General features: G+C 62.2%; 15 protein-coding genes. 3 read left to right on the top strand and 12 right to left on the bottom strand.

Annotation, left to right across the window (positions count from 1 at the left end):
- Positions 1 to 314: 314 nt before the first annotated feature.
- Positions 315 to 1046 (top strand): transcriptional repressor LexA, encoded by a 732-nt coding sequence (gene lexA, locus NKH63_RS15100; protein WP_352482665.1) that lies wholly within the window; start codon positions 315 to 317, stop codon positions 1044 to 1046.
- Here lexA and NKH63_RS15095 read toward each other — a convergent pair.
- Complete coding sequence (locus tag NKH63_RS15095) at positions 1040 to 3505, bottom strand: ComEC/Rec2 family competence protein (RefSeq protein WP_352482667.1); 2466 nt, start codon at positions 3503 to 3505, stop codon at positions 1040 to 1042. The two genes, lexA and NKH63_RS15095, sit on opposite strands and share 7 nt — an antisense overlap.
- Before the next feature lie 96 nt (positions 3506 to 3601).
- On the opposite strand from NKH63_RS15095, the gene gltX reads away from it, so the two are divergent.
- Both gltX and gltA read left to right on the top strand, forming a co-directional pair.
- Positions 3602 to 5023 (top strand): glutamate--tRNA ligase, encoded by a 1422-nt coding sequence (gene gltX, locus NKH63_RS15090; protein WP_023717717.1) that lies wholly within the window; start codon positions 3602 to 3604, stop codon positions 5021 to 5023.
- Positions 5024 to 5201: 178 nt separating this feature from the next.
- Positions 5202 to 6530, top strand: coding sequence for a citrate synthase (gene gltA / locus NKH63_RS15085; protein ID WP_023717718.1), 1329 nt, complete (start codon positions 5202 to 5204; stop codon positions 6528 to 6530).
- A 102-nt stretch (positions 6531 to 6632) separates the two neighbouring features.
- Here gltA and lpxB read toward each other — a convergent pair whose 3' ends face one another.
- The 11 genes from lpxB to pyrH all read right to left on the bottom strand — a co-directional run bounded on the left by lpxB (position 6633) and on the right by pyrH (position 18036).
- Positions 6633 to 7799 carry a lipid-A-disaccharide synthase gene (gene lpxB / locus NKH63_RS15080; protein WP_023717719.1) on the bottom strand — a complete coding sequence of 389 codons (1167 nt, stop codon included), beginning with the start codon at positions 7797 to 7799 and terminating at the stop codon, positions 6633 to 6635.
- The gene (locus tag NKH63_RS15075) at positions 7789 to 8691 is read right to left on the bottom strand and encodes an LpxI family protein (RefSeq protein ID WP_023717720.1); all 903 of its coding nucleotides are present in this window, start codon (positions 8689 to 8691) and stop codon (positions 7789 to 7791) included. The genes lpxB and NKH63_RS15075 overlap by 11 nt, the downstream gene beginning before the upstream one ends.
- Before the next feature lie 6 nt (positions 8692 to 8697).
- Positions 8698 to 9531: an acyl-ACP--UDP-N-acetylglucosamine O-acyltransferase gene (gene lpxA / locus NKH63_RS15070; protein ID WP_023717721.1), complete on the bottom strand. Its 834-nt coding sequence runs from the start codon at positions 9529 to 9531 to the stop codon at positions 8698 to 8700.
- A gap of 13 nt (positions 9532 to 9544) precedes the next feature.
- Positions 9545 to 10009 carry a 3-hydroxyacyl-ACP dehydratase FabZ gene (fabZ, locus tag NKH63_RS15065; RefSeq protein ID WP_023717722.1) on the bottom strand — a complete coding sequence of 155 codons (465 nt, stop codon included), beginning with the start codon at positions 10007 to 10009 and terminating at the stop codon, positions 9545 to 9547.
- Positions 10002 to 11060 (bottom strand): UDP-3-O-(3-hydroxymyristoyl)glucosamine N-acyltransferase, encoded by a 1059-nt coding sequence (lpxD, locus tag NKH63_RS15060; RefSeq protein WP_352482670.1) that lies wholly within the window; start codon positions 11058 to 11060, stop codon positions 10002 to 10004. Before lpxD ends, fabZ begins: the two co-directional genes overlap by 8 nt.
- 182 nt (positions 11061 to 11242) lie before the next feature.
- A complete protein-coding gene (gene bamA / locus NKH63_RS15055) occupies positions 11243 to 13597 on the bottom strand; it encodes an outer membrane protein assembly factor BamA (protein WP_352482671.1) in 2355 nt (784 codons plus the stop codon).
- A gap of 217 nt (positions 13598 to 13814) precedes the next feature.
- Complete coding sequence (gene rseP, locus NKH63_RS15050) at positions 13815 to 14957, bottom strand: RIP metalloprotease RseP (protein ID WP_352482672.1); 1143 nt, start codon at positions 14955 to 14957, stop codon at positions 13815 to 13817.
- A gap of 104 nt (positions 14958 to 15061) precedes the next feature.
- The gene (locus tag NKH63_RS15045) at positions 15062 to 15895 is read right to left on the bottom strand and encodes a phosphatidate cytidylyltransferase (RefSeq protein WP_023717726.1); all 834 of its coding nucleotides are present in this window, start codon (positions 15893 to 15895) and stop codon (positions 15062 to 15064) included.
- Between the two features lie 3 nt (positions 15896 to 15898).
- Positions 15899 to 16621 carry an isoprenyl transferase gene (locus tag NKH63_RS15040; RefSeq protein ID WP_023717727.1) on the bottom strand — a complete coding sequence of 241 codons (723 nt, stop codon included), beginning with the start codon at positions 16619 to 16621 and terminating at the stop codon, positions 15899 to 15901.
- 32 nt (positions 16622 to 16653) lie between these two features.
- Positions 16654 to 17208 carry a ribosome recycling factor gene (frr, locus tag NKH63_RS15035; RefSeq protein ID WP_084642476.1) on the bottom strand — a complete coding sequence of 185 codons (555 nt, stop codon included), beginning with the start codon at positions 17206 to 17208 and terminating at the stop codon, positions 16654 to 16656.
- Between the two features lie 105 nt (positions 17209 to 17313).
- Positions 17314 to 18036, bottom strand: coding sequence for a UMP kinase (pyrH, locus tag NKH63_RS15030; RefSeq protein ID WP_023717729.1), 723 nt, complete (start codon positions 18034 to 18036; stop codon positions 17314 to 17316).
- Positions 18037 to 18233: the final 197 nt, after the last annotated feature.

The raw sequence follows: 18233 nt of genomic DNA, 5'->3' as shown, positions 1-18233 counted from the left end.
AACGTTGGCGTTTTGAGTTCGTTTCGTTCACGGTGCATTGACCAAACCGCACAGTCGATACGGCTTCAATTCCGTGCCCCTTTGCCGGCTGACGGCCGATACCAGTGCCGCCTTCTGGAAACCCAGAGGCCGCAAACGAAAGCAGAATCAAGGCGATGAGGCCCGCGGCGGTGAAAATGCAGCGTCCCGGTTTGGCGAGTGGTATCGTTACCCGAGCCCTAACACATTCATTAAACTTTAAACAGTTGCGGAACACAACTGGAACAGATAGTGTTTGTTCTGGGTTTGTTTTTCTGATTCTGTTGGGGGTCGCTATGCTGACACGCAAACAACACGAACTGCTTATGTTCATCCACGAAAGGCTGAAGGAAAGCGGTATCCCGCCCTCCTTCGACGAGATGAAGGAAGCGCTCGACCTGGCTTCCAAATCGGGAATCCACCGGCTGATTACGGCGCTGGAGGAGCGCGGCTTCATTCGCCGTTTGCCCAACAGGGCCCGTGCGCTGGAGGTGCTGCGCCTGCCCGATTCGATCGCCCCCGGCCTCAATGCGGCACGCAAGTTCTCGCCGAGTGTCATCCAGGGCAGTCTTGGGCAAGGTCCTCGGCAAGGCAAGCCGACATCGTCGCGCGTCCCTGCAGCCGGCAATGACGACGATATCGTCGCCGCCGTGTCTATCCCGGTGATGGGCCGCATCGCCGCTGGTGTGCCGATCGATGCCATCCAGCACCAGACGCATTCGATCTCGGTGCCGCCGGACATGATCATGGGCGGCGAGCATTATGCGCTCGAGGTCAAAGGCGATTCGATGATCGAGGCTGGCATTTTCGACGGCGACACGGTGATCATCCGCAATGCCGATACGGCGAGCCCCGGTGAGATCGTGGTGGCACTGGTCGACGAGGAAGAAGCGACGCTGAAGCGGTTCCGCCGCAAGGGCGCCTCGATCGCCCTGGAAGCCGCCAATCCGGCCTACGAGACGCGCATCTTCGGACCAGACAGGGTCAAGGTGCAGGGCAAGCTCGTTGGGCTGATCCGCCGCTACTGAGCTGCGCCCTTGGCGCCGGCTTTTGGCTTGTCGGCTCTGCGGTATGGCGGCATGCCCCGCGCCGCGCGTGAAAATTTCCGCTGCACGTGCCAGGGCCGGTATGATTTTTCGACGGCGAAGCGGATTTCGGCGCGTGTTGCCGCTTGTGGATCGAAATAGACGGCCGCACTTCCCGCGCGCGCCAGTTGCCGTTTGGTGACGACGAGGACCAGCCGATCGTAGTAGCAGGGATTATGGGCGGTGGCGTCGTCGATGACGATCAAGCTGGCAAAGGCGCAGGCTGGCCGTGCAGTATCGCGGTCATTGGCTAGCGCGATGATCGCGCCGGATGGATGCCTGGCAAGGCAGAGACCGTCCGTGCAAATGAACGGCATGCCCGGCGGTAAGTCGGCCGGATCGGCAATGTCGAATTGCGGATCGTTCTTTCCAGGTGTTTCCGGCGCGACGATAGCCTCTGATGTGAGCGCGCGTTTCCAGTTGTCGATGGTGAACTCATTCGGGCGTGCCCGGTTGACCGCGAGTTCACCGCTGCCGATCGGCAGCGCGACGAGCCGTGCGTCCTCCGAGATCAATACATCGGGTACGCGCGTCTGCGTTGTCGTTAGCAAGCCGGCGAGCGCAAAAGGAAGGGCCACGAGCCGCAACCAGGTCGTCGCCATGCTGGCAATGACGAGGGCGATCGTCACCAAAAGGACAGATCTCAGCGAAATCAGCCCGACCGCATCGATCGGCGAGCGCTCGGAGATCCACCCGGACAGGGCGATCATCGCCGTCAGCCCCTTGCCCATCACGTAGAGGAAAGGCCCATCCGCGCCGAACGGCATCGCCAGCGCACTGAGGACGGCGAAGGGCATGACGACCAGTGAGACGATAGGCATGATGGCCAGATTGGCGAACAGGCTGAGCGGCGCCACGCGCTGGAAATGCCATATGGCGAAAAGCGCCGTGGCGCTCCCTGCAATGATCGAGGTCATCGCCAGGCCGCCCATGCCCAGCAGTACCTTTCTAGTGGCAAAGCGTAGCGGCGACCGCCGGGGCGGCGGCGTGGTGGCCCCGCCGGCGCGGTAATCGGACCAGCCTGCATAGGCGCCGACAAGGGCCGCCGTCGCGGCGAAGGACATCTGGAAGCTCGGACCGACCACCTCGTGCGGCGACACCAGAATGACCGCGATGGCCGAGATCGCCAGGTTGCGCATGGTGAGCGCGGCCCGGTCGAACAGCACGGCGATAAGCATCACCGCCAACATGATGAAGCTGCGTTCGGCCGCCACCACAATGCCGGAAAAGACGAGGTAGGCCGCAATCGAAAAAAGCGCGGCGGCCGCCGCGTATTTCTTGACCGGCCGTCGCGATGAGAAATCGGGAAACAGCGCAAAGGCGCCGCGCAGCAGCGCCATAATGGTGCCGGCGACCAACGCCATATGCAGCCCCGAGATGGAGATGATGTGGTAGATGCCGGTACGCCGCATCGCTTCGTTGATCTCCTCGGGAATGCCGGCGCGCACGCCGACGATCAGCGCAGCAGCAATCTCGCCCTCGGCGCCGCCGATGCGGCTGCGGATATGGTCGGCGATGGATTCGCGCGCGTCTTCGATCGCGGAAGAAAGCCGCGCGGCAAACGGCATGCTGCCCGACGACACGACTTTCGGATTGCCGAGAAAAAAGCCGCTGCCGCCGATACCGGCAAAATAGCTGTCGAAGGAGAAATCATAGCTGTCGGGCCGCACCGGCCCGGTCGGCGGCAGCAGCCGCACATAGCCGGCGATCTCGGAACCGGCGGTCAGCTCAGCCGGTATTTTCATCGCCGAAACGCGGACCCGTTCCGGCATGTAGCGCAGTGTCGGCCTGGCGGTTGAGATCACATCGATCGTCAGCCTGATGCGGCCGCTCGCCATGGGCTCGAACGATACGACGCGACCCGTGAGGCGCGTCGAGATTTCGGAACCGAGCATATGCGTTCCGACACGCCAGGTCTCGACCTTGGCGGCAAGCACGCCAAGCGCGCAGAGCAACGCCGCCATGAAGCACAGGCGGGTTCTGGGCCACGACCGCGAGGCGACGGCACAGAGGGCTGCCAAGGCGACGATTGCGATCGGCTGTGGAAAGGCCGGCTCCACCGCCAGCGCAAAATATACGATCACCCCGCATGCGAGGAACACCGGCACCAGCAGGAAGGCGACCCCACGGTCGAGCTCCAGGCCGACCGCCGAGGTTACGCCGTTGCGGATACGGGACGGTGACGGGAGGCGGAAACGCCGGCGTAGGCGCACGATGGGCTCGGCCGCGGGCACGAGAACCGTTGCTGGGTCGCTCGCCGGCAGCGACGGGGCATCAAAGCGTGGAACCGGCAGCAATGCCGGTGCCGGCAGGACAGGCACGGGCGCGGCAAACAGCAAGCGTTCGCTGACGCCGCTGCCAACGTCCTCGCCCTCGCCCGCACCACGGCCTCGCACAGCCATCGGGTCTGCCCCTTGCGCCCTCGACCTCCTATGCTACATGAACGCGCAACGCGCGAAAGTCCGCAAACCCACTTCCTTCGCCTGCCTGAGAGTTCCATGCCCGACAAGGTCGTCACCCGTTTTGCCCCCTCGCCCACCGGCTATCTGCATATTGGCGGGGCGCGCACGGCGCTGTTCAACTGGCTGTATGCCAAGCACACAGCCGGCACGATGCTGCTGCGCATCGAGGACACCGACCGCGAGCGTTCCACCGATGCGGCAACCGCGGCCATCCTCGACGGGCTTTCCTGGCTTGGCCTGACATGGGACGGTGAGCCGGTGTCGCAGTTCGAGCGTGCGCCGCGCCATCGCGAGGTGGCCGAGGAACTCGTTCGCATGGGCAAGGCCTATTATTGTTACGCGACGCCTGCCGAGTTGGAGGCAATGCGCGAGAGCGCACGAGCCAAGGGGCTGCCTCCCCGCTATGACGGCCGCTGGCGCGACCGCGACCCCTCCGAGGCGCCGGCCGGCGCCAAGGGGGCGATCCGCATCAAGGCGCCGACAGACGGCGAGACGGTTGTGCATGACCGCGTCCAGGGCGACGTGCGCTTTCCCAACAAGGATCTCGACGATTTCATTATTCTGCGCTCGGACGGCAACCCGACCTACATGCATGCCGTCGTCGTCGACGATCACGACATGGGCGTCACCCACATCATCCGCGGCGACGACCATTTGACCAACGCCGCCCGCCAGACGGTGATCTACCATGCCATGGGGTGGGAGGTGCCGTCGATGTCGCATATCCCGCTGATCCACGGTGCCGACGGCGCCAAGCTGTCGAAACGGCACGGTGCGCTCGGCGTCGAGGCCTATCGCGCCATGGGCTACCTGCCGGAGGCGCTGCTCAATTATCTGGCGAGGCTTGGCTGGAGCCACGGCGACGATGAGATCATGTCGATCGCCAACATGATCGCATGGTTCGACATTGGCGACGTCAACAAGGGCGCCGCCCGTTTCGACTTCGCCAAGCTCGAGGCGCTGAACGGCGTGCACATGCGCCGCATGAACGACGCGGCGCTGCTCGACATCTTCATCGCCACTCTGCCCTATCTCGACGGCGGTCCGGCGATCGCAGCTAGCCTCGACGACAGACGCAAGGCGCAATTGCTTGCCGCTTTGCCAGGCCTGAAGGAGCGCGCCAAGACGCTGGTCGAACTTGTTGAAGGGGCTGCATTCCTGTTCGTCGAGCGGCCGATGCCGGTCGACGAGAAGGCGGCGGCGCTGCTCAGCGGTGAGGCGCGCGCGATCCTGCGGGGCGCTCATGCGGCACTGGCCACGATTTCGGACTGGTCTGCCGCCTCGGCGGAAGCCGCGATCCGCGACTATGCGCAGGCCGGCGGCCACAAACTCGGCGCCGTGGCCCAACCTCTGCGCGCCGCGCTCACCGGCAAAAGCACCTCGCCCGGTGTCTTCGATGTGCTGGCCGTGCTTGGCCGCGAGGAAGGCCTGGCGCGGATTGCCGATCAAATCGATTAGGAAACTGGCCCAAGAAGATTGGCATTGAAAGGTGTGTTTCGCAGTGCAACATTGGGTCTTGGCCTAATCTGGCGCGCAGATTCAATTGCGGGCGCAAATGTGCGTATTCCGATGCTTTTGACGTGTTGGGTTCAATGTTTTGCCGTTGCCGGCCTGAGGAAACAAAAAGGAGTTTGCTATGACCGAACCTGCGACAAAGATGGAATTTGGCGGCAAAACCCAGGCGTCGACGGCAAAACTGGAACTCGACGGCAAAACCCATGAATTCAAGATACGAAGTGGTTCGGTAGGACCTGATGTCATCGACATCGGTTCGCTCTACAGCACCACCGGCGTATTTACCTACGATCCCGGTTTTACGTCGACGGCGAGCTGCGAATCGGAAATCACCTTCATCGATGGCGATGCCGGTATTCTCTTGCACCGCGGCTACCCGATCGACCAGCTGGCCGAGCACGGCGACTTCCTCGAAGTCTGCTATCTCTTGCTCTACGGAGAACTACCGACCAAGGCGCAGAAGGACGATTTCGACTACCGGGTGACGCGCCACACCATGGTGCATGAGCAGATGTCGCGCTTCTTCACCGGCTTCCGCCGCGATGCGCATCCGATGGCGGTGATGTGCGGCGTGGTCGGCGCGCTGTCCGCCTTCTATCACGATTCCACCGATATCTCGGACCCTTATCAGCGCATGGTCGCCTCGATGCGGCTGATCGCCAAGATGCCGACGATCGCGGCGATGGCGTATAAATACCACATCGGCCAGCCGTTCATTTATCCGAAGAACGAACTGAATTTCGCAGCCAACTTCCTGCATATGTGCTTCGCCGTGCCTTGCGAGGAATACAAGATCAATCCGGTGCTGGCGCGCGCGATGGAGCGCATCTTCATCCTGCACGCCGACCACGAGCAGAACGCCTCGACCTCGACCGTCCGCCTCGCCGGCTCGTCGGGCGCCAATCCCTTTGCCTGTATCGCTGCCGGCATCGCCTGCCTGTGGGGTCCTGCACATGGCGGAGCCAACGAGGCAGCCCTGAACATGTTGGGCGAGATCGGCCATGTCGATCACATCCCGGAATTCATTGCGCGCGCCAAGGATAAGAACGATCCGTTCCGATTGATGGGCTTTGGCCACCGCGTTTATAAGAACTACGATCCGCGCGCCAAGATCATGCAGAAGACCGCGCACGAAGTCCTGGGCGAGCTCGGCATCAAGGACGATCCGCTGCTCGACATCGCCATGGAGCTGGAAAAGATCGCGCTGACCGATTCCTATTTCATCGAGAAGAAGCTCTACCCCAACGTCGATTTCTATTCCGGCATCACGCTGAAGGCGCTGGGCTTCCCCACTACCATGTTCACCGTGCTGTTCGCGGTTGCCCGCACCGTCGGCTGGATCGCGCAGTGGAAAGAGATGATCGAGGACCCGCACCAGAAGATCGGCCGTCCGCGCCAGCTTTATACCGGTGCGCCGGAACGGGATTACGTGCCGATCGCGAAGCGGTGAAGGTAGCGAGTAGCGAGTAGCGAGTAGCGAGTAGCGAGTAGTAGCTGAAGCAGCTTGGCTGTTACGGCCAGCACCATTTCCTATTCGCTACTCACTACTCGCTCACTTCCTCACCATGCCCATCACCACCCCCGCCGCCATCTCGCCTGACGGCTTGTCGGTTGCCATACGCCCGGCGATGTCGGCAAAACCGTCCTTCTGCCAGGCGCGGTAGGCGGTATCGGAGAATAGCGCCTCCAGCTGGCGCGCCAGATAATGCGGACGCACATATTGGTTGTAGTGTTCCGGCACGACCGGCCGGTCGGCGATGAGATTGGGCAAGGCTGCGCTCCAAACTTTGATCAGTCCCTGCGCCATGCGCATGACCGGATCGAGCCGGTAGCAGGAGATCATCGGCACGCCCGCCAGTGCCAGTTCCAGCGATACCGTCCCCGACGCGATCAGCGCCGCATCGGCCTTGCCGAAGGTCTGCCATTTGCGTTCGGCATCAAGGATGATCTCCGGCTTCTCGTTCCAGCTCGCGACCGAGGTCCTGACCAGGTCGGCGACGTGCGGCACCGTCGGCAACAGCAAGCGCAAGCGGTGCCCGCGCGCCCGCAGGATCGATACCGTTTCGCCGAACGGCCCGACCAGGCGCCGCACCTCGCCGCGACGCGAACCGGGCAATACAAGCAACGTTTTCACACGGTCGGCGGAGAGGTCACGCGGCTGCGCCTGCGCCCTGGCGGCACTGACTATGCCCGGATCGTGTGCAAGGCGATGCCCGACATAGGTGCCGGGCGGCCCGCCCAGGCGAGCGAGTTCCTTCACCTCGAACGGCAGGATACAAAGAATGTGATCGACATATGGCTTCATCGCCGCCGCCCTGCCCGGCCGCCAAGCCCATACGCTCGGGCAGACATAGTGGACGATCGGGATCGTCGGATCGGCGGCGCGCACCTTCTTGGCGACGCGCAGCGAGAAATCCGGACTGTCGATGGTGATAAGGCAGTCGGGCTTTTCATCGACAATCGCGTTTGCCGTCTGGCCGATCCGCCGCATCAGGCGCGGCAGGTCGCGCAGGATAGCGCTAAGCCCCATCAGCGCGATCTCGCTGCCGTCGAACAATGGCGCCAAACCGAGCGCCTGCAAATGGCGGCCGCCGATGCCTACGAGCCGAACTTCGCGCCCGGTCATGCGCTTTAACGCCTGCACGAGGTCGGCGCCAAGCAGGTCGCCGGACTCCTCGCCGGCGACGACGGCTATCTTCAACGGCTGCTCATTCGCCATGCGCCGGCTCCGCAGCAGGCAGGCCGATCACGAACAGGCCGAGTGCATTGGCACGCCCGATGGTGGCAGGACCTTCGAGCACCAGCGAGCGGCCGGCTTCGACGGCAATGCCGGCCAGTCCGGCGGCATGCGCCGCCTCGACGGTCAGCGGGCCAATGGAGGGCAGATCGGCACGCAGTTCCTGACCGGGCTTGGCGCATTTGACCAAAACACCACGGCTCCTGCCAGCCAGCCTGCCGTGCCCGCGCAATTGTTTTGTCCGCTCGAGCAGCCCGTCTGTGCCCTCGACGCCTTCCAGCGCGATGGCGCGGCCACCAACCGCAACAGCCGCCTGGCCAATATCCAGCGCGCCGATAGCTTTTGCTGCAGCGTGCGCCGCCTCGATGTCGCGCCAGTCGGATTTGCGTGGCGCCATCTTGGTCAGCGGGCCTTCAGCGGCGACCAGTTCCGGCACGATCTCGTGAGCGCCGACAACCTTGATGCCGCTGCGCTCGATCCTGCGCACGAACAGTTTCAGCACCGTATCGTCCCCCCGGGTTACACCGACGAGAAGGCTGGGTAGCCAGGCGAGCAGGCCCAAATTGAGGCGCATGGCGCTCAGCCTGGGGCGGCGCGTAATATGTCCCGCGGTCACCAGATGCGTAACGTGATGCCGCTTGAGCATCGGCAGCAGCGAGCCGACGTCCTCCAGCCTCAAGCTTGCCTGCTCATAGGGCTCGAAATCGACTATGCGGTCGACCTCGCCCGCCGCCATGACGACGAAGGGAGGTTTGCCTTGCCGGGCGAGCGCTCGGGCAATTTCGACCGGGAGACTGCCGCCGCCGGCGATGATGCCGACCTTGGCATCTGGCGCGAGATCAAGGCCCTTTCCGGCAGCCTCAATCTTCGTCATCTGCCCTCAGTCTTCATCATCGGTATCGTCGCCGTCGCCACCTTTGAGCGACGGCACGGCATAGTGCCGCTTGCCGCGGCCAGCGATGAAATCGACGATCTTCATGGCCGTCGGCGACGAGGCGAATTCCGCCTTGGCGAACTCGATGTTTTCGCCGACGGTCCGAGAGCGATCGAAGATCGTGTTGTAGGCTTTGCGCAGCAAGTGGATCTCGGAACGCGGCAGGCCGGCGCGCTTCAGGCCAATGATGTTGAGGCCGCGAAGGCTGGCACGGTTGCCAACGGCGATGGCGTAGGGAATGACGTCGCCGACGATCGCCGAGCAACCGCCGAGAAAGGCGTTATCGCCGATGCGGACAAACTGATGAACCGCGGTAAGGCCGCCGATGTAGACATTGTCACCGACTTCGCAATGCCCGCCTAACGTCGCTTGATTGGCGAAGGTGGCGTTCCTGCCGACCACGCAGTCATGTGCAATGTGGGCATAGGCGAGGAAATTGCCGTTGTCGCCGATCGTCGTTTCGCCGCGGCTGGAATCGGTGCCGAGATGCATGGTGACGCCTTCGCGGATCGCGCAGTTCTCGCCGATCACCAGCGTGGTACGGCCGCCCTTGTGCTTGGTGTTCTGCGGCGGCCCGCCCAGTATCGCCATCGGATAGACCTTGGTCGATGCACCGATGGTGGTCGCGCCCATCACCGACACATGGCTGACCAGTTCGACACGGTCGCCGATCACGGCGTCGGGGCCGACGTAGCAGAAGGGTCCGATGCGGGCGCCTTCGCCGATTTGGGCGCCTGCCTCGATGACCGACGATGGATGGATGACTGTCTGGATTTTCATTAGCATTCGTTTGTCAGCCGCTTGCGACCATCATTGCCGAGATCTCGGCTTCCGCCGCCTTGGTGCCATCGACGAGGGCCTCGCAGGCGAATTTGAGAAGATTGCCGCGTTTCTTGATTTTCTTCACATGAATTTTCAATTGGTCGCCTGGAACGACCGGCTTGCGGAACTTGGCGTTGTCGATGGTCAGGAAATAAACCAGCGACGGCTTTTCCGTACCGAGGCTGCGGATGCAGATGGCGCCGGCCGTCTGCGCCATCGCCTCGATGATGAGCACGCCGGGCATGACCGGCTGGTCGGGGAAATGACCTTGGAAATGCGGCTCGTTTATGGTGACGTTCTTGATGCCGATGGCGGATTCGTCGCCATCTATGTCGACAATGCGGTCGATCATCAAGAACGGATAGCGGTGCGGCAGGAGCTTCATCAGCCGCATTATGTCAACCGCTTCGAGCGTCGCCGCTGCGATCTCAGCCATTTCCCCCCTCACCCTGTTTGCGCGTCCGTGCAAGTCTGCGCAAGGCCGCTATCTCGCGCATGGCTTCCGCCATCGGCTGCGCCGGATATCCTCCCCAAATCTCACCTGCAGGCACATTGCTCATAAACCCGCTTCTTGCGGCAAGCTTGGCCCCGGACCCGATGGTCAAATGATCCGCAAGGCCGACGCCGCCACCCATGGTGACGTTGTCGCCTACCGTCACGGAACCGGAAATACCCGAAAGCCCGGCTATAATGCAATTGCGGCCGATGCGAACGTTGTGGGCGATCTGCACCAGATTGTCGATCTTGGTGCCCTGGCCGATGATCGTGTCGGACATGGCGCCGCGATCGACGGTCGTATTCGAGCCGATCTCGACGTCGTCCTGAATGATGACGCGGCCGATCTGCGGAACCCGCTCCGGACCCTTGGCGCCGGCAACGAAACCGAAGCCATCCTGGCCGATCCTGGCACCGCCATGGATGATGACGCGATTGCCGATCAACGCATATTGCACGCTTGCACCTGGACCGACATAGCCGTCGCGGCCGATCTGAGAGGAAGGACCGATAACCGCATGCGGGGCAATGACGGTTCCGCTGCCGATGGCAGCGCGCGGCCCGATGACCGCGCCTGCTTCGATGATCGCACCGGCCTCGACATGGGCGGTCGGATCGACATGGGCGTGCGGCGAGATACCGGTTTCGCCGGTCATCGGTCCAGGCGTTGCAGCCGCCGGGAAAAGCAGGCGCCCGACCATTGCGAAAGCCTGCTGCGGGCGCGGATGCACCAGCACCGCAATGCCCGCCGGCGCCTTGCCGGCAAATTCGGCGGGGCAGAGAACCGCTGCCGCCCGCAGTGACTGCATCAGCGCGAAATTGCGCCTCCCATCGACGAAGACAAGCGCGTTCTCGCCGCCTTCGTTGGCGGGCGCCAGAGCCTCGATCGATACATCGGAGAGACCGGAATCGACAAGCGTCGAGCCGGTCAGATTCGCGACTTCGCCGGCCGTATACCGGCGTGAGGGCGCGAAGAACACCGGATCGGTCATTCCAGAAGCAATATCCAGCTAGCGCATGACCCCGGAAATCGGAAGTCGATCCTCGGAAAGGATCATGCGCAAAAACAAAGTGCTACAACATCCTTTGCGTGTCCAATAGGACGCGCTGCGCTGTAGTGTCGGGTCACCGCCCATCCGGATCCAAACGAGCCGGAAGCATCGTTACCCGCACATCAGAAGCGGGTCGATATACCGAAGTTGAATTCCTGCACGTCGTCGGTCTTTTCCTTCTTGACCGGGATCGCATAGTCGATGCGGATCGGACCGAAGGGCGATGCCCACATCAGGCCGACACCGACAGAAGCGCGCCATTCCATTCCGGTTGTCGACTGATCGACGAGGCCACTTGCAATCTTGCTGCCGTAGAGCGTTGCCGCATCGGCAAACACTGCCCCGCGGAGGCCGAAGCTTTCCGGGATAACCGGCAGCGGGAACTGGGCTTCGGCCGAGGCGTTGAAATAAGTGGTTCCGCCGAGATGGTCGTTGCGGTTGTCCAAGGCAACCGGACCGATGCCACCATATTCGAAGCCGCGGATCATACGGTCGCTGCTCTGGAAATGGTCGAAGACACGTAGATCGCCGCCGCCATATCCCTGGACATGGCCGGCGCCGCCGGAAATGAGGCCTACCAGATCCAATTGTTCGGACAACGTCTGATAGATGCTGCCGCGCGCCGTGACCTTGATGAACTTGGCGTCGCCGCCGACGCCGGCCACTTCGGTGTTGACATTGGCATAAAGCCCGTCATGCGGGTTCTTCATGTCGTCGATGGTGTTGTAGATCAGGCCGAGGCTGACCGACGACTTGAGCCATGGGCTCTCGTTAACTCCGTTTTGGATCGCCTGGGAGACGTTGCAACCGGCCATTGGGTCGCAGTCTTCGTCGAACTCGTACTTCTCTTGCGCGATATTGTACGCGAGCTGCGTCGTGATGTTGTCGGTGATCGGCAGACCGAAACGCACTGTCGCGCCCGTCGTATCGCTGTCGTAATGGTCGTAGTTTCGGCTCTGCTTGTAGATGTCGAAGCCGGCCGCGATGCGCCGCCCAAGGAAATAAGGTTCGGTGAAAGAGAAGCTGTAGTCGCGCGAGTTCTTGCCGCCGCCCGCCGCCACCTTGATGAATTGGCCGCGACCGAGGAAATTGCGCTCACTGATAGAACCTTCGACGGACGGACCTGACGTTTCGCCACCAGTCGAATAGCCGGCACCGATCGAGAATTCACCGGTCGACTTCTCGACTACGTCGACCACCAACACGACCTGGTCCGGCTCAGAGCCCGGAACGGTGGAAATCTCGACTTTCTCAAAATAATCGAGCGCTTCCAGCCGCCTCTTCGCGCGCTGGATGAGAACCTGGTTGAACGCATCGCCTTCGCTGACATCGAATTCGCGGCGAATGACGTAGTCGCGCGTTCGATCGTTTCCGCGGATCTCGATGCGCTCGATATAGGCCTTGGTGCCCTGGTCGATTGTATACACAACCGAGATCGTGTGGTTTTCGAAGTTGCGATCGCCGCGCGGCGTCACCTGGGCGAAGGCATAGCCCGAACCGGCGACTTTCTCGGTCAGCGCGATGATCGTGTCCTCGACGTCCTTGGCGTTATAGACATCGCCCTTGTGGGTCTGGACTACCGATTCAAGCGACTTGCTGTCGACCTCGGGGATTGTGCTTTCGACACTGACATCGCCGAACGTATAACGCTCGCCCTCCTGCACCGTGATGGTGACGGTGTATTTGTTGGTGGTGTCGTCGAGTTCGCCGACAGCCGAGACGACCTGGAAGTCGGCATAGCCGTGATTGTAATAGAAGCGGCGCAACAGCTCTTGGTCGGCCCGCAGCTTGTCCTCGTCATAGACGTCGTCGCGCAGCACGAAGGAAAGGAAGGACGAGCGCTTGGTGGAGATGATGTCCGACAGACGGCGGCTCGAATAGGCGCTGTTGCCGACGAAATTGATCGCTGCGATCTGGGTGCGGCCGCCTTCGTTGATGTTGAAGACCACGTTCACGCGGTTGTCGCCGAGATCCATGATCTGGGTGGTCACGGCGGCGTCGTCGCGGCCGATACGCCTGTAAGCGGCCTTGACCGCCTCAACGTCGGTGTCGAGTTGCTGTTGCGAGAAGGTGCTGCGCGGCTTCAATTGCACCGCAGCTTCAAGCGCGTTGTCCTTGAGCTTCTTGTTGCCCTGGAACAGCACCTGGTTGACGACCTGGTATTCGGAAACCTTGATGACCAGCGTCGATCCGACTTGGTTGATCTGCACGTCCGAAAACAGCCCGGTGCCGAACAGCGCCTTGACCGCATCGTCGATGTCGGAGCTGGAAAACGCCTTGCCCGGCTTGATCGTCACGTAATTGCGGATGGTGTCCGCGTCGACACGCTGATTGCCGGTGACTTCGACTCTGGAGACGACAGCCGCCTCGGCGGCCGATGTGGCAACGAACTGCACTGCGAGCGCGCCTGGTACAACCAGAGCGGCGGACATAGCCACCGCGGACGCGGCGCTCAGAAACTTGGATGCTGCCTTCATCGGGCTTTTGTACCTTTTCTCGAAGTCCCCACGGCGAGAAAACCGGACGTGCGGTAATTTCCCCTACCGTATTAACCGGATTTTCCCTACACGCAAGGCTTCTGGTTAATTTGTATTTACTTAACCCTGTGGCGTGGCTTTCGCGTCACGCATATCCCCACGCATGGTAAACGGCGTCTCAACATTGCTCGTGCCGAAGCCAAATTCCTTCATGATTTCAGCACCCAAACAGATCGTTCCAGAAAACAAAGCCCATGAAGCCGAGCACCAATATGAGGCCGCTTCGGTAAGCCATTTCCATCATCCGTTCGGACACCGGCCGCCGGATGACAGCCTCCACGCCGTAGAACAGAAGATGCCCTCCGTCGAGGGGGGGAATCGGCAAAAGGTTGAGAATCCCGATCCCGACTGACAGGAATGCAACAAGCTGTACGAGCCATTCAAAGCCGAGCTTTGCCGCCTGACCCGACATCTTGGCGATCTTGATAGGGCCGCCCAGCTGGCACTTGTCCTCGCGACCGACAACGAAACGTTGCAGGAACTGGCCGGTGCGCTGAATGACGTGTCCGGTTTCCTGGACCGCTGCCCCGACCGCCCCGGCCGGACTGTAGGTGATCAGCCGTGGCTGGCCGAGTTCCTTGTTGTTGACGACGCCGATCACGGCCACCTGGACCTTGTTGCCCAGTGCGTCCTGTTGTTCCATCAAGCGCGGCGTCGCCGTGACGGTGATTTCCTTGCCGCCGCGTAGCATGACGAAGGTGATGCTGTCGCCGGCACGGCCGGAGACCAGACGCTGGACGTCGGCAAAGGTCTCGACCTTGCTGCCGTCGACGCTGACGAATCGGTCGCCGGGCATGATGCCGGCCGCCGCCGCCGGACTGCCGACGGTAACCTCAGCCACCATCGGCTCCAGCACGGGACGGCCATGGACAGAAAAAAGCACGGAAAAGACAGCGATCGTCAGCAGGAAGTTGAACAGCGGCCCCGCCACCACTGTCGCCGCGCGCTTCCAGATCGGCTGCGTGTGGAAGGCGACCTTGCGTTCTTCGTCGCTCAGCGCCTCGATCTCCTCCGAGCTGGGCTGGCTCGACGTCGCGTTCATGTCGCCGACGAACTTGACGTAGCCGCCGAGCGGTATAGCGCAAAGCTTCCAGCGCGTGCCGCGGCTGTCGTTGAAGCCGATGATTTCAGGACCAAAACCGATCGAAAAGGCCTTTGCGCCGATACCGCACCAGCGGCCGACGAGGTAGTGGCCCATTTCGTGGACGAAAACGACCACGGTCAGCACGAACAGGAAAGGCACCAGCGTGCCGAGGACAAAGCCCTCTGTGCTGAAAACCGCGTGAAGAATCTCGTTCAATTCATGCCCTCAAATTCATCCACGGCGCAGGTCACGCCGCGACTGTGACATCAATCCAGGCGAATCCATGGCGCAACCCGCGCCAGCCCGCCGTCGGATGCCGCTCAAACCGGGAACAGTCCCTGTGCGGGATGGTCGGCGGTCGCGGAAATCCAGCCGATGACGTATAGGGCGAAAGCCGCCGCGACAAGCCCGTCGACCCGGTCCATGATGCCGCCATGGCCGGGTATTAGCGCGCCGGAGTCCTTACGGCCGTGGCGTCGCTTGACCCATGATTCGAACAGGTCGCCGGCTTGCGCGACGATCGAAAGCACCAGTGCGATCACGCCAAGCACGACAACGTTGCCCGTTCCGGCTATGGCGGCCAGAAGCAGCCCGGCCACCACGCCGCCGATCGCCCCGCCGAGCGCCCCGCTCCGCGTCTTGCCCGGCGAGATCGACGGCGCCAGCCTTGGACCACCGACGGAGCGGCCGACGAAATATGCAAAAATATCGGTCGCCCAAACCACGGCGAACAGAAAGAGGATGGCCAGCAGCCCGGAACGGTCGCCGTCGCGCAAGAAGGCCAGCGACAGGCCGGAAACCGCCGCATAGGCAAGGCCGGATGCTTCCCACGGTCCTGCCTTGCGCATCGACGCCGCGATGGCAGCGACAGCAACCAGAGCCGCGACGAGCGGCAGCAGCAAAGACGCAGGCAGGCCGGCGATGAGGGCACCGATAAAGACCACGATCAGCGCCTCGGGCAGAAAGCGGAAACCTGCCGTAGCATTAGCACCTGCCGGCGCAACGGGGCGGCTCATCCGCGTCCACTCGTAGAAGATCACCGCCGCCATGGCAGCGCAAAGCAACCGGAAGGGCAGTCCGCCAAGCCAGGTCAGGCCGAGCGTAACGATGGCAAGCACGACGGCCGAAATGACGCGGAGCTGAAGGTTGCTCATCCCTCAGCCCGAGGCGACGTCTTGGGCGGCAAGTCCGCCGAAGCGGCGCTCGCGGCCGGCGAAATCGCGCAGTGCATCGGACAGGTGCTCGCGACTGAAGTCGGGCCAGTAGCAAGGCAAAAAAACAAGTTCGCTGTAGGCGGCCTGCCATAACAGGAAATTCGACAGCCGAAGCTCGCCGCTGGTGCGGATAACCAGTTCCGGGTCCGGAATGCCCTCTGTATCGAGCGAGTTGGCGAAGGACTCTGCCGTGATCGCTTCGCTGTCGATCTCGCCACGCGCCACCGCCGCGGCGAGCTTGCGCGCTGTGCGGACGATCTCGTCGCGCCCGCCATAATTGAAGGCGATGACCAGCGTCAGCGCCTCGTTGCGGAGAGTGAGCGTTTCGGCTTCCTCGAGCAGGCCTCTTATGTCGGGCTGCAGCCCTGCCCTGTCACCGATGACCCTGATTCGGACGCCGCTCTGGTGCAACTCGGCGAGATCGCGTCGGATGAAAAGCTTCAGCAGGCCCATGAGGTCGCTGACTTCGGATTTCGGCCGTGACCAGTTTTCCGACGAGAAAGCGTAGACGGTCAGGAAGGAGATGCCCAGGTTAGGGGCGGCGCGCACCGTCTTGCGCAGCGCTTCGACGCCGGCGCGGTGACCGGCGAGCCGCGGCAAGCCGCGCGCCTTGGCCCAGCGTCCGTTTCCGTCCATGATGATCGCGACATGCGCGGGCGTTGCCATGTTCTCGCTTCCGGGCCAGCCGTGGCCAGACCCTAGACCTGCATGATTTCCGCTTCCTTGTCGGAAAGCAGGTGGTCGATGGTGCTGATTGTCTCGTCGGTTAGTTTCTGAACCTGGTCGGCCCGTTTGCGGTGGTCGTCCTCGCTGATGTCGCCGTCCTTTTCCGCCTTTTTCAGAAAGTCCATGCCGTCCCGGCGAACGTGACGCACAGCGACGCGGGCATTCTCGGCATAGCCGTGCGAGATCTTGACAAGCTCCTTGCGGCGCTGCTCGTTGAGTTCAGGCAACGGGATCCTGAGATTGGTGCCGTCTACGATTGGATTGAAGCCGAGATTGGATTCACGGATGGCGCGGTCGACGGCACTGACCATCGACTTGTCCCAGACCGAAACCGAGATCATGCGCGGCTCCGGCACCGACACGGTTGCCACCTGGTTGATCGGCATGGCGGTGCCGTAGGCCTGCACCTGGATGGCGTCGAGCAGGCTGCTCGACGCGCGGCCGGTGCGCAGCGAAGCCAGATCATGCTTGAACGCGGCGATCGCCCCGTCCATGCGCCGTTTGAGATCGTCGTATTCGCCACTCATCATCGTCTCCTCGACCCGTTTAGCCCGGGTTCACTGCCTTGAGGGTAAAACCCTGTTCGAGCCTCAATCCGCGAACTGGTCCCTCTTTCGGGTTCACGGTCCGGATTAATCGTCGGCGACAACCGTGCAACGGCCGCCGCCACGCAGGATATCACCGAAACCACCCTTCTCGTGGATCGAATAGACGATTATCGGAATGTTGTTTTCGCGCGCAAGTGCAATCGCCGCGGTATCCATGATCGAAAGCCCGCGTTTTATGACGTCGCTATGGCTGATGCGCTCGAAGCGTGTCGCGTTCGGGTCCTTCTTGGGATCAGCCGAATAGACGCCATCGACCTGAGTGCCCTTGAACAAAGCATCGGCGCCGATCTCGGCGGCGCGAAGGGCTGCAGCCGAATCGGTAGTGAAAAACGGATTGCCGGTGCCACCGGCGAAGATGACGACCTTGCCCTGGTTCATGTAGGCGGTTGCCTGACGCTGCGAAAAACTTTCGCACAGCTCGGGCATGGCGATCGCCGACAACACCACGGCGTCGACGCCGATCTTGTTGAGCGAGGTGCGTAGCGCCAGCGAATTGATGACCGTGGCAAGCATGCCCATATGGTCGCCGGTGACGCGGTCTCCGCCTTTTGATGCAACCGCGACGCCGCGAAAGATGTTGCCGCCGCCGATGACGACACCGACCTCGATGCCCAGTGCGCGGGCCTCGGCAATGTCGGCGGCGATGCGGTCGACCACCGATACGTCGATGCCGAAATGCTGTTCGCCCATCAACGCTTCGCCCGACGCTTTCAGCAAGACACGTCGGTAGAGGGGCTTCACCGTCATCTGGTCCTCGTCATCATGCGTGTGACGCGCTTCGGTGGCGCCCCGAAACACTGGGCGTTCCGATACACGAAGGGCGCCCCCCGGTAACCCCGCGCCCCCGCCCCGAAATTGAGAAAGTGGGACGGGAGATCCCGCAACAAAACCCCGCAAAAAAGCCAAGCAAGTGACCCTGAAATATAAAAAAAAACGCCCCCCCC

Source organism: Mesorhizobium sp. M0960 (assembly GCF_040319055.1).
Taxonomy (GTDB): Bacteria; Pseudomonadota; Alphaproteobacteria; order Rhizobiales; family Rhizobiaceae; genus Mesorhizobium.
The sequence above is the reverse complement of the archived record's forward strand: the minus strand, read 5'-3'. Positions and strand labels throughout refer to the sequence as shown.

Coding starts and splice junctions, on each gene's coding strand:
- NKH63_RS15045 (WP_023717726.1), bottom strand. CDS start 15,895: ATGAGCAACCTTCAGCTCCGCGTCATTTCGGCCGTCGTGCTTGCCATC.
- fabZ (WP_023717722.1), bottom strand. CDS start 10,009: ATGGCTGAGATCGCAGCGGCGACGCTCGAAGCGGTTGACATAATGCGG.
- gltA (WP_023717718.1), top strand. CDS start 5,202: ATGACCGAACCTGCGACAAAGATGGAATTTGGCGGCAAAACCCAGGCG.
- bamA (WP_352482671.1), bottom strand. CDS start 13,597: ATGAAGGCAGCATCCAAGTTTCTGAGCGCCGCGTCCGCGGTGGCTATG.
- lexA (WP_352482665.1), top strand. CDS start 315: ATGCTGACACGCAAACAACACGAACTGCTTATGTTCATCCACGAAAGG.
- NKH63_RS15075 (WP_023717720.1), bottom strand. CDS start 8,691: ATGACGAAGATTGAGGCTGCCGGAAAGGGCCTTGATCTCGCGCCAGAT.
- NKH63_RS15040 (WP_023717727.1), bottom strand. CDS start 16,621: ATGGCAACGCCCGCGCATGTCGCGATCATCATGGACGGAAACGGACGC.
- NKH63_RS15095 (WP_352482667.1), bottom strand. CDS start 3,505: ATGGCTGTGCGAGGCCGTGGTGCGGGCGAGGGCGAGGACGTTGGCAGC.
- lpxA (WP_023717721.1), bottom strand. CDS start 9,531: ATGAAAATCCAGACAGTCATCCATCCATCGTCGGTCATCGAGGCAGGC.
- gltX (WP_023717717.1), top strand. CDS start 3,602: ATGCCCGACAAGGTCGTCACCCGTTTTGCCCCCTCGCCCACCGGCTAT.
- lpxD (WP_352482670.1), bottom strand. CDS start 11,060: ATGACCGATCCGGTGTTCTTCGCGCCCTCACGCCGGTATACGGCCGGC.
- lpxB (WP_023717719.1), bottom strand. CDS start 7,799: ATGGCGAATGAGCAGCCGTTGAAGATAGCCGTCGTCGCCGGCGAGGAG.
- pyrH (WP_023717729.1), bottom strand. CDS start 18,036: ATGACGGTGAAGCCCCTCTACCGACGTGTCTTGCTGAAAGCGTCGGGC.
- frr (WP_084642476.1), bottom strand. CDS start 17,208: ATGAGTGGCGAATACGACGATCTCAAACGGCGCATGGACGGGGCGATC.